The following is a 12,324-nucleotide window of genomic DNA, read 5'->3' on the forward strand; positions in this document are numbered from 1 at the left end:
AAGTACGGAAATGAAATTCCAAATCCCAAGTACCCTTCGAAGTTTCTGGACCAAAAAAATCAAGGTTCGAAGTATTCAATGAATACTTCAAACCTTGAACAGCTATGCAGTAGCGATTGGACCTTAAACCAGTTACTACATAATCTCATATGCAGGCAGAATCATTCTGCCAACTTCAACTACCAACCGCTACTTTCAACCTACTCCCCCGCCGGAACAAAATTCAATGCAGCCCCATTTACACAATGTCGCAAACCGGTAGGTTCGGGACCATCCTCAAAAACATGGCCGAGGTGGCCACCACAGGTGGCACAATGCTCTTCGGTACGCTTGTAACCGATTTTATAATCGACATCATAGGCGACATTACCTTCGATTTCCCTATAAAAACTGGGCCATCCGGTGCCGGATTTGAATTTGGTATCGCTCTTAAAGACCTCGGTACCGCAGCCGGCGCAGACATAGGTGCCATCCTCTTTATTATCGAGCAATTCACTGCTAAACGGATTTTCAGTAGCGGCATGGCGCAACACCTGATATTCTATGGGGGTGAGCGCTGCCTGCCACTCAGCGTCCGTTTTGACGACCTCGAATTTCTTTTCGGCTTGGTCATCCTGTGTCATCGCCGTTTTACTTTCCTGTGAATTTCCATTACAGCCGGTCAGTAACAGACAGAGTGCAAATGCCGTTTTCATATACATGATGTTTGAGTTTTATATGTGTTTGTTTTAGACGTGATCGAGGCAATATCCTTTCAACTATATCTACGGGGATTTCATACTAAAGTTTTTATTGGGATTAAAGATACATCCAAAGTAAAAATAGAACCCTGCTTTGAAAGCAGGGTTCTACAATTCATGAAAGAACAACTATTAATTAGTTCTTATTTTCGGAACATCCTTTTCCGAAATTCCTAAAGAACTCATTACAGAACCGATGTTGGATTTATCCAGTTTTGCTGTTTGCACAAAATCCGCTGGCAATATAGCGATTCTAAACTTTTGATTATCCGTATCTCCCGGTTCTAAGGTGCTCAAATCAAAATCGGACTCCAGAAAGATATCTACGCGGAAAAAATCGTGTTCGTAATTATATTGTAAGATGCCTTGATCTAAAAGTCTGGTTTGAGGCAGCAGCCTCCAAATATCGACAGGTTCACCATTATTATCCTCTACTTGGTCGAAGGAGAGATATACCAAGACAACATCAGTTTCTAAAACCTCGATTCCGTCATCCTGAAAACTATAGAAAAATCCGTAATTACTATCAGCGGCAAAATCACCAAAGATATCAATTACCTGTCCAGCGGCTGGACCTGCTGGCCCTTGCGGACCATCAAGACCATCAAATCCCGGAGGCCCCGGATCACCTTCACATGATACAAAAAATAGGGTCAAAAATGCACCAAATACTACTGCTATGTTTTTCATAATTCTAAATTTTAAAAGGTTTATATTCCGTAATCTAAACTTAAAGTTTCAAAAAGCGTTCCGTTTTTCAAAAAAGCGTATCTTTTATCCCGAAAAACAAGAAAACTCCTTAAGTTTAAGGGAAAGAAGTGAGGCATTGGGCAAAGTTGCTTAGATTTGACGCCGATTTCTATTACTAATCCAACATCCAGCACTATGGCAGACGTAACCGTTTACAGTCTATTTTCCGATTTCGATATCGATCTCTTCAAATCGGGCAAGCACTTTCGCCTCTATGAAAAATTGGGATCGCACCCCATGGAACTCAATGGGGTCAAAGGCACCTATTTTGCGGTCTGGGCACCGACGGCGCGCTCGGTATCGGTGGTCGGCAATTTCAATAGTTGGAACGAGTACGAGCATCTTTTACATGTACGGTGGGACGCCAGTGGTATCTGGGAAGGTTTTATTCCCGAAATCGGCCAAGGCGAAATCTACAAGTATAAGATCCATTCGAACAATCACGGGGTAGTGACCGAAAAGGCGGATCCCTTTGCCCGATATTGCGAACAGCCCCCGAAAACGGCCTCTGTCATTTGGGAAGCCGATTACGATTGGAAGGACAAGAAGTGGATGGGCAACCGAAAATCAAAAAATTCGTTGGATACCCCGTTTTCGGTCTATGAAGTCCACCTTGGTTCTTGGAAACGCAATGCGGACAACACCTTCTTTACGTATACACAACTGGCCAAAGATCTGGTCGAATACGTGAAAGAAATGGGTTTTACCCATGTGGAGTTTATGCCGATCATGGAATTTCCCTATGACCCGTCCTGGGGCTACCAGCTTACCGGATACTTCGCCCCGACCTCGCGTTTCGGGGACCCGGCAGGCTTCAAACTGTTGGTCGATAAACTGCACCAGGCCGGTATCGGCGTGATATTGGACTGGGTACCCTCCCATTTCCCCGAGGATGCCCACGGTCTCGGATTTTTCGACGGGTCGCATCTATACGAGCATCCCGACAGACAAAAGGGATATCACCCCGATTGGAAGAGCCTTATCTTTAATTATGGCCGAAACGAGGTCCGTGCCTTTTTGATCAGTAACGCCCTTTTTTGGCTAGATCAATATCATGTCGATGCCCTTCGGGTAGATGCCGTAGCCTCCATGATATATTTGGATTATTCACGGGAGGAAGGCGAATGGCAGCCCAACATGTACGGCAACAACGAATATCTCGAAGCCCTATCGTTTATCAGGGAATTTAACGAGGCGGTCTATGGCAGCTTCCCCGATGTTCAGACCATTGCCGAAGAATCGACGGCCTTTACCGGGGTATCGAAACCCGTACAATACGGGGGACTCGGTTTCGGCATGAAATGGATGATGGGATGGATGCACGATACCCTCGAATATTTCAAAAAAGAGCCCATCTATCGCAAGCACCACCAGAACGACCTGACCTTTAGTATGACCTACGCTTTTACGGAAAACTTTATGCTTCCATTTTCACATGATGAGGTCGTTTACGGGAAGCAGTCGCTGGTCTATCGTATGCCCGGCGATGAATGGCAGCAATTTGCGAATTTACGCCTGATGTTCGGCTATATGTTCACCCACCCCGGCACCAAGCTCATTTTCCAGGGCGGGGAATTTGGCCAGACCTCGGAATGGAACTTTCTGCAAAGCCTCGATTGGCATTTGACGCAATATGAAGTTCATGCTGGAGTTCAGGCATTGGTCAAGGATTTAAACAAGATGTACAAGGGCCAACCGGCGCTTTACGAAAAACAGTTCAGTCCCGATGGCTTTCAATGGATCGATTACGGGGATCATGCAAATTCCGTTTTGACCTATATCCGAAGAGGGCACGATACCAAGAACGATCTTTTTGTCGCTTGCAACTTTACGCCGATCCCTAGGGAGAATTATAAAATCGGTATTCCCAAGGATTCCGGAAAAATAAAGGAAATCTTGAATAGCGACGACAAGAAATACGGCGGATCGGGCATGAAAACTAAACTGACCCAACTCATCGAAAAACCATGGAACGGCCGCGAGCAGTCTATCGAATTGACTATTCCGCCTTTGAGTATCGTCGTTTTTCAGTAGGCCAGTTCTACGACAACGTTGTAGTTCACAATTGGTGATAAAGCATTTCGTAACTAAAAGTTAATATGCTTATTTTTGCTGGTCTTTAAAGATTTACTGCATGATTACCAATACAGACCTGGAATACAAAGGCAATCTCTATCCCAACCATATTGTCCATTATATAAGGGATAAAGATCGATTTTACTTTACGACCGACAATGGGGTAATACTCGAGATTACGGTTATCCAAGATCGCACCATTCGGTTTCGCTATGCCACAGAGCATACCTTTCAGCCCGATTTTTCGTATGCTATCGATCCCGATGCCCGAAGGGGCTATAACCACCTTGACATCGCCGAAACGAAGACGGAATATATCATCGAGACCTCCAAAGTCCAAGTGCTGGTCGACAAAAAAACCTTACGGACCCAGATTTCAGATCTCGATGGGAATATCATCAACGAAGACGAACTTGGTTTTCACTGGGAAGAAAATTACGAATACGGCGGAAATACCGTAAAAATGGGCAAAATCACCCAAAATTCCGAAAGTTACTACGGTATGGGCGACAAGGCCACCCACAGCAATTTAAAGGGGAAAAGTGTCAGCAATTGGGTCACCGACCAATATGCCTACGCTAAAGACCAAGACCCCCTGTACAAGGCCATCCCTTTTTATATCGGACTCCATGGGGGACAGGCCTACGGTATCTTTTTCGACAACAGTTTCAAGACCCATTTCGATTTTGCCCACGAACGACGTAGTACGACCAGTTATTGGGCAGATGGCGGGGAAATGAACTATTATTTCTTCTACGGCCCCGAAATGTACAAAGTGGTCCGGGCCTATACGAACTTGACGGGTGCACCTGAACTACCGCCCCTTTGGGCCTTGGGATACCATCAATCAAAATGGAGCTATTTTCCCGAAAGCCAAGTAAAGGAAATCGCCCAAAAGTTCAGGGACGAAAAAATACCCTGCGATGCTATTTATTTGGATATCGATTATATGGATGGGTTTCGTTGTTTTACTTGGGATAAAACAAAATTCCCGGATCCGAAACGCATGATCGGCGAATTGGAGAAGGACGGCTTCAAGACCGTAATCATGATAGATCCCGGCATCAAAATAGACAAAGAGTATTGGGTCTATCAAGAAGCCATGGAAAACGACTATTTCTGCAAACGCGCAGACGGCCCTAACATGAAAGGAAAGGTATGGCCGGGGGAATGTAGTTTCCCCGACTTTACAAATCCCGAAGTACGGGAATGGTGGGCGGGTCTTTATAAGGAATTCATGTCCGAACTCGGAGTTCATGCGGTTTGGAACGATATGAACGAACCCGCTGTTATGGAAGTACCGACCAAGACCGCGCCCTTGGATACCCGGCACAACTATGACGGCCACCCTTGCAGCCATCGAAAAGCGCACAACGTATATGGTATGCAAATGGTAAGGGCCACCTACGAAGGTGTCAAGAAATATGTCTACCCGAAAAGACCCATGGTCATCACCCGTGCGGCCTATGCCGGTACCCAGCGTTTTTCATCGACTTGGACGGGCGATAACGTCGCCACTTGGGAGCACTTATGGATTTCAAACGTACAGATGCAGCGCATGTGCATGAGCGGCTACTCCTTCGTCGGTTGTGATATTGGTGGATTCGCCGAACAGCCCAACGGAGAACTTTTTGCCCGATGGATTCAGCTTGGGATATTCCACCCGTTCTGCAGGGTCCACTCCAGCGGCGATCATGGTGATCAAGAACCTTGGTCTTTCGGTACGGAAATCACCGATATCGTTAGGAAGTTTATAGAACTGCGGTATCAACTGCTTCCTTATCTGTACACCATGTTCTGGCGGTATTCGAAAGAGGGCAGGCCCATGTTGCAGCCGATAGTGTGCTTTGACCAAGCAGATACCCAGACCCACTTTAGAACGGACGAGTTTATTTTTGGGGAACAGATTTTGGTCTGTCCCGTGCAGGAACCCAACGCACATGGCCGCCGAATGTACATTCCGAAAGGAAATTGGTATAATTATTGGAATGATGAGATGATCGAAGGTGGAAAAGAAAAATGGGTCGTTGCCGGTATTGATAAAATCCCGATGTTTATCAAGGCCGGTGCTATGATTCCGAAATACCCGATACAGCAGTATGTCGGCGAAAAAGAGATCAAAGAGTTGGTTTTAGACGTATATTATACCAGGGGGGCCGAAAATTCTACGGTTTATGAAGATGCCAATGATGGATATGCCTATGAAAATGGCAAGTACAGCCTCAGAAATTTCAAATTGTTGGGGAAAGAAAAAGAACTCATCATACAACAGTTTAAAGACGGTAGTTTCATAACTACGTACCAAACGTTCAAAATACGGTTGCATGGCCTTCCGTTCAAAATCAAAAGTGTAGAGGTCGACAATGAGGAAGTGGAACTAAAGGCTATCAAGCTCAACGGGGACAATAGTATCGAAGTGTCCAAAGATTTTACGCAATTGCACATTACGGGAGCATGAGACAAGGGACTAGAGATTTAAAGAATCTACATTTTTCCTTTATCCGTCTTTTTTTCCCGGTTCCTTTAAAAACACAAAATATAAAATAGTATGAAAAAAATAGTTTTAATTCTAACGATATTCATTGGGGTAACAGCTTGTAAGACCAATCCGTTTACTGGTAAGAAAGTCCTAAATTTTTACGGAAACAGCCAGATTTTTCCAACGGCGTTTGCCCAGTACGACCAATTCTTAGAGGAGAACAAAGTTGTTGAAAACACTGCTGAAGCCAAGATGATCACCAAAGTCGGGCAGCGTATATCATCCGCTGCCGAGCGATGGCTTTCGGCGAACGGATATCAAGGCTACCTGAAGGACTACAAATGGGAATACAATCTGGTCAAGGATGAAACGGTCAACGCTTGGTGTATGCCGGGCGGTAAGATTGTATTCTATACGGGTATTATGCCAATCTGCGATGGGGAAACCGGGGTTGCCGTTGTAATGGGCCATGAGGTAGCGCATGCATTAGCTGACCATGGGGCACAGCGCATGAGCGCGGGTACCTTGCAGCAGATTGGGGCCGTAGCCGGCAATGTGGCGATTCAAGATGAGCAAAAGCGGAACCTATTCAATCAAGCCTACGGAGTGGGATCGACAGTTGGTGTTATGTTGCCCTTCGGCAGAAGCCACGAAACCGAGGCCGATCGTATCGGACTACAGATTATGGCCATTGCGGGCTACAATCCCGATGAGGCCGCCGAATTGTGGAAACGGATGAAAGCCAATAGCGGTGGTCAGGCTCCGCCAGAGTTCTTGAGTACCCACCCCTCCAACGACACCCGGATCCAAAATCTGACGGAATGGGCACCCGCGGCCAAAGCCGAAGCCAAGAAATTCGGAGTGACGTCGTTTCAATAAGATATCCGACAATAATCGTATCTTGAAAGCCGTTCTTGAACAGGGCGGCTTTTTATTTTACTATGACCGACACCGACCGACCACTGGCCAAAGGAAGCAAAAAACTGTTGAACGCCTGGGCGTTTTACGATTGGGCGAACTCCGTCTACAATCTCGTAATTTCCTCCACGGTCTTTCCCATTTTCTATGGGGCACTGACCTTGGTTAAAGACGAAAATGGTAAAACGCTGGACGATACCGTGCGATTTTTGGGTGCGGATTTCAATAACGACACCTTGATCAGTTACGTGACGGCCGCCGCGTTTCTGGTCGTCTCCTTTCTTAGTCCGTTTTTAAGTGGTATAGCCGACTACGTCGGCAACAAGAAGGTTTTCATGAAATTTTTTTGCTATTTGGGCGCCATCTCGTGCATCGGGCTGTTTTGGTTCAACCTTGAACACTTGTGGTTCGGACTTCTCTGCTACTTCACCGCTTTGATCGGCTTCTGGTCAAGTCTGGTCTTCTACAATTCATACCTGCCCGACATCGCCTTCCCCGAACAACAGGATGCTATAAGCGCCAAGGGCTACTCGCTTGGCTACATCGGCAGTGTGCTATTGCTGTTGATTTGTCTGGCGATGATCTTAAAATTCGACACCTTTGGATTTGAAGATGAGTCCACCCCTACCCGCTTGTCCTTTGTCCTGACAGGCCTTTGGTGGATAGGATTCAGCCAATACACGTATCACCATTTGCCCAAGGGCAACAAGAAACAAACCTTTACCAAGAACGTACTCTTCAACGGCTTTAGGGAATTGAAACAAATCTGGAAAAAAATCAAGACCAATATACCCCTAAAAAGATATCTTGTTGCCTTTTTTGTATACAGTATGGCCGTGCAGACCATTATGTTGATTGCCACCTATTTCGGCATCGAAGAACTGGATTGGGGCGAGACCAATTCCACCACCGGTTTGATCGTCAGCATTCTGCTTATACAGATCGTAGCAATTTTAGGGGCTTATATCACTTCAAAATGTTCCGCAAGATTCGGAAATATCAACACGTTAATCGCACTAAATTTTATATGGATAGGTATCTGTATTTTCGCTTACACCATCGTCACCCCAATGGAATTCTATTTTACGGCGGCCTTCGTCGGGTTGGTGATGGGCGGCATACAATCGCTATCTAGATCGACCTATTCAAAATTACTTCCAGAGAATGCACTAGACACCACCTCGTACTTCAGCTTTTACGATGTTTCGGAAAAGATAGGAATCGTTATCGGAATGCTCAGCTACGGGTACGTCGCGCAGGTAACCGGCAGCATTCGGTACTCGATAATTTTTTTAGGTCTGTTTTTTTTGATTGGGATGCTCTTGCTACTGCGGGTAAAGAAAGTGGAAATCAAAGATGCTTTAGGATAAACTCCTCGCATCCTACCACCGGAATTTCACTGAAATAAAAATCGGATGCATCTTCGGTGATAATAATGCCACAGGATGCTTTCAAGGCGGAGTAGTATTGCATGCCATCCTCAAAATCATGAACCCTTTTATCCATTACCGCTTTTTTGGAAACTTCGTGATCGATCGTAGTCAGTTTCATATTTTCGATAAGAAGGGCTATCTTTTTCTTTGCCATGCGCTCACCGCTTTTTTTGGAGGAAAAATAAACGGCGATGGCAAGTGCCAAGGCGGAGGTGTAGAGCTGATGTCTTTGGGTATCCGTCATACTCAATATCCTAGAGGAAAAGGTAAACAGCGGATACTCTTTGTTTAAAACCGAAACAAGAACGTTGGCATCAAGAAAAACCCTCACTTTTTAGAGGCATAAAATTCATCTTTTGAAGCTTTTCGGGAACGTTTTTTGTACTCGGCCCCACCTTCTGCGACTTGATGCACCCAATCGGAAATAGGCAACGCTTCGAGGTTCTCATAGCTGCCCGTAGTGATTTTACGGTATAGAAATTCGGTCAGGCGTGAAAGACTGATATTGTTTTCGGCGGCAAAGTCTTTAGCCTTGTTGATGACCCCTTTATCGAAGTTTAAGGTTAACTTGGAATCCATGACGTCTTATATTTGTACGTCAAAGCTAATTATTTATTACGTATTGCACAAAAAAAATAACCCAATAGACCCTACCCCAGAAAACTCTGTATCGCCAGTTCATAACTTTTTAATCCGAAACCGAGAATTACGCCCTTGGCATTGGGCGAGATATAGGAGATATGCCGAAACTGCTCTCGTTTATGGGTATTGGAAATATGTACCTCGACCACAGGCGTTTCTACCGCCTTGACTGCATCGCCGATACCTACCGACGTATGTGTGTAGGCGGCGGCGTTGAGTACGATACCGTCGTACGAAAAACCGACTTCCTGAATCTTACCGATCAGTTCGCCCTCAATATTCGATTGAAAATATTCCAATTGAACCTCCTTGAATTTAAACTGTAGGTCCGCAAAATAGTCGTCAAAGGTCTGATCACCATAAACTTCGGGTTCGCGTTTTCCCAAAAGATTGAGATTGGGACCGTTAACAATGAGTATCTTCATATCAACAATTTCTTAACTTATATACAACATCCAAAATTCTATAGGGCTCCGTTGAAAGCCCTATTTTTTTACGGTCCCGTTCTTTCCAAAAAGAGGTATTGGAGACTCCTTATAATTCCATTTTTAGCTTCAAACGTTTTAGCTTCTCACGGAATGTGTGACCTATTTTTAGAAGAAATAGGCCCCTCCTAAAGAAACTACACCATTTCTCAAATCGGTATTCTTGCGCACCTTTGAAAGACCCAGTCCGATACGGAGTTGGAAATAAAAATGGTCGTTCAACCGATAGCCCCCGCCAAAATTCAGTCCTATTTGGGTACTATTGGTCTCAAATCCTCCAAAATCATCGCCATTATCACTCAGTCGCACACCTATCTGCGGACCAAATTCGGCAGCTATCCCTTCAGTAATGTGATATTTGGCCATTAACGGCAGGTTAAGGTAGGATAGGTTCAAATTGCCGGCACCGATATCCGCCCCCTGAAAAGAAAGGAGCAGCTCGGGTTGGAAGTAGAAATTTTCAAAAAATGCAGGTATTTCGGCCATACCACCTACATAAGCCCCTAGCTTTGGACTTATGTCCACAAAATCGTTTCCTAAAAATGTGGTAAAATTCAATCCCGCTTTTGCCCCGAACCCAATTTCCCCAATGCTTCCCGAAGAGCTGCTACCTTGTATAACTTGGGCATATACCTGTGCCGAACCAAAAAAAACCATCGCGATTATCGCAAAAAACTTACCTTTCATATGTATTGATTTTAAAGTTGTTTTAGGATTCAAAGATAGAAAACTTTGGATTGCGCAACGAATACCTTTATTTTACTCAAATGAACTGGCAACAGGCACTAGAAGATTACAGGCACTATCTAAAAATAGAAAGGGGACTTTCGACCAATACCCAACAGAATTATATCCGGGACATTAAAAAACTTGTATCATTTCTCGATACCAATGGTTTAAACGATGACCCTATTCAGATTACCAAAGAAACGGTACAGCGCTTTATCTATGAAGTGGCCAAGACCATGAATCCCAGGTCACAGGCAAGGATTATTTCGGGGCTCAAAAGTTTTTTTAATTATCTGGTGTTCGAGGAGTACCGCAAAGACCATCCTTTAGATCTTATCGAATCCCCAAAAATAGGAAGGAAATTGCCCGATACACTTTCCGAGAACGAAATCAATGCGATAATAACGGCCATTGATCTATCAAAACCCGAGGGCGAACGTAACCGTGCCATGATTGAGACCCTTTATGGATGTGGCCTACGCGTATCGGAACTGGTTAACTTAAAAATTTCGGATCTTTTTTTCGAGGAGGATTTTATCAAAGTCACCGGCAAAGGTGATAAACAGCGTTTTGTACCCATCAGCCCCGTAAACAAAAAGTACATCGAAATTTACCGCAAAGAAATACGGATACACCAAATCATCCAAAAAGGGTTCGAAGACATCCTTTTTTTGAACCGCAGGGGCAAACGGCTGACCCGGGCCATGGTATTTACCATCGTCAAACGCCTGGTAGAAAAAATAGGTTTGCAAAAAAATATAAGTCCCCATACCTTTCGACATTCCTTCGCCACCCATTTACTTCAGAACGGTGCCGATTTACGGGCCATCCAGCAGATGTTGGGCCACGAAAGCATCACCACGACCGAAGTTTATTTTCACGTAGATCGCAGTGATCTGGCTCGGGTCATGAACGAATTTCATCCAAGGAAAGAAGAGGGCAGTGTTTAATCCTCTTTAAACTGACTATAGTCCCGTTTATAAGGTCTTATAATCAGCCGTGCCTCACGATCGAATCGCACGTAATTGTAAACCCAATTTACGAAGACTACCATGCGGTTTCGAAAGCCGATCAAAAAGAAAAGGTGTATGAACATCCAAACGAACCAAGCGAAAACGCCTTGAAATTTGTAATGTTTTAGGTCCACCACGGCCTTATTGCGGCCTACGGTCGCCATACTGCCCTTGTCTTGGTAAACAAAAGGCTTCATAGGCTTGTTGTTCAACAGGCGAACGAGATTTTCACCAAGGTGCCGCCCCTGTTGTATTGCGGGCTGGGCTACCATCGGATGTCCTTGGGGCACATCTTCGGAAAGCATACAGGCTGCGTCGCCAATTGCAAAAATGGCTTCATACCCTATCAATTGATTAAACCCGTTCACTTTCATCCGGTTACCGGGCGCTAAAAGGTCTTTGGCGTTCAGCCCCTTTATGGATACGGCCTTTACCCCGGCCGCCCAGACCATCGTGGCGGCGTCGAACACTACATCGGTTTTTGTGCGCACCGTTTTTCCATCGTACCCAGTGACCCGGGTATCTTTCCACACCTGAACTCCTAGGTTCTCTAAAAAATCCTCTGCTTTTTTTGAGGCTTGCTCGCTCATTTCATTTAAGATCCGATCTCCCGATTGAATCAGGTTGATCTGTGCCATTCGGGTATCAAGGTCCCGGATAATCCTTGGGCAAAATTCCCTTTTTAATTTCAGCAAGGGCACCGGCAAGTTCCACTCCCGTTGGGCCACCGCCCACGATAACGAAATTCATCAGAGCATTTCGTTCGTGCAGGTTATCGGTCAAAAGGGCCTGTTCGAAATTTTCCAAGATCAGGCTCCTCAAGTTCAAGGATTGTGGAACGGATTTCATCTCCATACTATTTTTCTCGATTTCCTCGTTTCCGAAAAAATTGGTTTCTGAACCGGTTCCCATAACCAGATAGTCATAGCCTAAATCGCCAATATCGGTGCGGACCAACTTTGATTCGGGAATCACTTCCCGTACCTCAGCAAGACGGAAGTAAAAATCGGGATATCCCTGCAAAACCTTACGCAGCGGATAGGCGATGGAATCGGGTTC

Annotated in this window: 11 protein-coding genes and 1 pseudogene; 5 read left to right on the forward strand and 7 right to left on the reverse strand. The window is 45.1% G+C overall.

All coding sequences use genetic code 11. From position 1 onward, the window contains the following. Window positions 1-200: 200 nt before the first annotated feature. Together msrB and ACEW8S_RS18750 are read right to left on the reverse strand one after the other, a co-directional pair. Window positions 201-701 carry a peptide-methionine (R)-S-oxide reductase MsrB gene (msrB, locus tag ACEW8S_RS18745; protein WP_373519633.1) on the reverse strand — a complete coding sequence of 167 codons (501 nt, stop codon included), beginning with the start codon at window positions 699-701 and terminating at the stop codon, window positions 201-203. Between the two features lie 171 nt (window positions 702-872). Continuing rightward, window positions 873-1,430 (reverse strand): collagen-like protein, encoded by a 558-nt coding sequence (locus tag ACEW8S_RS18750; protein WP_373519634.1) that lies wholly within the window; start codon window positions 1,428-1,430, stop codon window positions 873-875. 195 nt (window positions 1,431-1,625) lie between these two features. Here ACEW8S_RS18750 and glgB point away from each other — a divergent pair, with 195 nt between their 5' ends. From glgB to ACEW8S_RS18770, 4 genes are all read left to right on the forward strand, one after another. Further along, window positions 1,626-3,524: a 1,4-alpha-glucan branching protein GlgB gene (glgB, locus tag ACEW8S_RS18755; RefSeq protein ID WP_373519635.1), complete on the forward strand. Its 1,899-nt coding sequence runs from the start codon at window positions 1,626-1,628 to the stop codon at window positions 3,522-3,524. Window positions 3,525-3,624: 100 nt separating this feature from the next. After that, window positions 3,625-6,024, forward strand: coding sequence for a glycoside hydrolase family 31 protein (locus tag ACEW8S_RS18760; protein ID WP_373519636.1), 2,400 nt, complete (start codon window positions 3,625-3,627; stop codon window positions 6,022-6,024). Window positions 6,025-6,114: 90 nt separating this feature from the next. After that, on the forward strand, window positions 6,115-6,924 hold the full coding sequence (locus ACEW8S_RS18765; RefSeq protein ID WP_373519637.1) for a M48 family metallopeptidase: 810 nt from the start codon (window positions 6,115-6,117) through the stop codon (window positions 6,922-6,924). Window positions 6,925-6,986: 62 nt separating this feature from the next. Then, the gene (locus ACEW8S_RS18770) at window positions 6,987-8,333 is read left to right on the forward strand and encodes an MFS transporter (RefSeq protein WP_373519638.1); all 1,347 of its coding nucleotides are present in this window, start codon (window positions 6,987-6,989) and stop codon (window positions 8,331-8,333) included. Here the strand turns inward: ACEW8S_RS18770 and ACEW8S_RS18775 are convergent. From ACEW8S_RS18775 to ACEW8S_RS18790, 4 genes are all read right to left on the reverse strand, one after another. Continuing rightward, window positions 8,314-8,727, reverse strand: coding sequence for a type II toxin-antitoxin system VapC family toxin (locus ACEW8S_RS18775; protein WP_373519639.1), 414 nt, complete (start codon window positions 8,725-8,727; stop codon window positions 8,314-8,316). The two genes, ACEW8S_RS18770 and ACEW8S_RS18775, sit on opposite strands and share 20 nt — an antisense overlap. Beyond that, window positions 8,724-8,975, reverse strand: a complete 252-nt coding sequence (locus tag ACEW8S_RS18780) for a DUF6364 family protein (RefSeq protein ID WP_373519640.1) — start codon at window positions 8,973-8,975, stop codon at window positions 8,724-8,726. The genes ACEW8S_RS18775 and ACEW8S_RS18780 overlap by 4 nt, the downstream gene beginning before the upstream one ends. Window positions 8,976-9,046: 71 nt before the next feature. Continuing rightward, the gene (aroQ, locus tag ACEW8S_RS18785) at window positions 9,047-9,463 is read right to left on the reverse strand and encodes a type II 3-dehydroquinate dehydratase (RefSeq protein ID WP_373519641.1); all 417 of its coding nucleotides are present in this window, start codon (window positions 9,461-9,463) and stop codon (window positions 9,047-9,049) included. Window positions 9,464-9,631: 168 nt separating this feature from the next. Beyond that, window positions 9,632-10,210, reverse strand: coding sequence for a porin family protein (locus ACEW8S_RS18790; RefSeq protein WP_373519642.1), 579 nt, complete (start codon window positions 10,208-10,210; stop codon window positions 9,632-9,634). Between the two features lie 80 nt (window positions 10,211-10,290). Here ACEW8S_RS18790 and xerD point away from each other — a divergent pair, with 80 nt between their 5' ends. Continuing rightward, a complete protein-coding gene (gene xerD / locus ACEW8S_RS18795; RefSeq protein WP_373519643.1) occupies window positions 10,291-11,202 on the forward strand; it encodes a site-specific tyrosine recombinase XerD in 912 nt (303 codons plus the stop codon). Here xerD and ACEW8S_RS18800 read toward each other — a convergent pair. Next, window positions 11,199-12,324, reverse strand: a pseudogene (locus ACEW8S_RS18800) (NAD(P)/FAD-dependent oxidoreductase); the annotation flags it as partial. The gene xerD and the pseudogene ACEW8S_RS18800 overlap by 4 nt on opposite strands.

The organism is Pricia sp. (assembly GCF_041745955.1).
Taxonomy (GTDB): domain Bacteria; phylum Bacteroidota; class Bacteroidia; order Flavobacteriales; family Flavobacteriaceae; genus Pricia.

Coding starts and splice junctions, on each gene's coding strand:
- xerD (WP_373519643.1), top strand. CDS start 10,291: ATGAACTGGCAACAGGCACTAGAAGATTACAGGCACTATCTAAAAATA.
- glgB (WP_373519635.1), top strand. CDS start 1,626: ATGGCAGACGTAACCGTTTACAGTCTATTTTCCGATTTCGATATCGAT.
- ACEW8S_RS18770 (WP_373519638.1), top strand. CDS start 6,987: ATGACCGACACCGACCGACCACTGGCCAAAGGAAGCAAAAAACTGTTG.
- msrB (WP_373519633.1), bottom strand. CDS start 701: ATGTATATGAAAACGGCATTTGCACTCTGTCTGTTACTGACCGGCTGT.
- ACEW8S_RS18750 (WP_373519634.1), bottom strand. CDS start 1,430: ATGAAAAACATAGCAGTAGTATTTGGTGCATTTTTGACCCTATTTTTT.
- ACEW8S_RS18760 (WP_373519636.1), top strand. CDS start 3,625: ATGATTACCAATACAGACCTGGAATACAAAGGCAATCTCTATCCCAAC.
- ACEW8S_RS18780 (WP_373519640.1), bottom strand. CDS start 8,975: ATGGATTCCAAGTTAACCTTAAACTTCGATAAAGGGGTCATCAACAAG.
- ACEW8S_RS18765 (WP_373519637.1), top strand. CDS start 6,115: ATGAAAAAAATAGTTTTAATTCTAACGATATTCATTGGGGTAACAGCT.
- ACEW8S_RS18790 (WP_373519642.1), bottom strand. CDS start 10,210: ATGAAAGGTAAGTTTTTTGCGATAATCGCGATGGTTTTTTTTGGTTCG.
- aroQ (WP_373519641.1), bottom strand. CDS start 9,463: ATGAAGATACTCATTGTTAACGGTCCCAATCTCAATCTTTTGGGAAAA.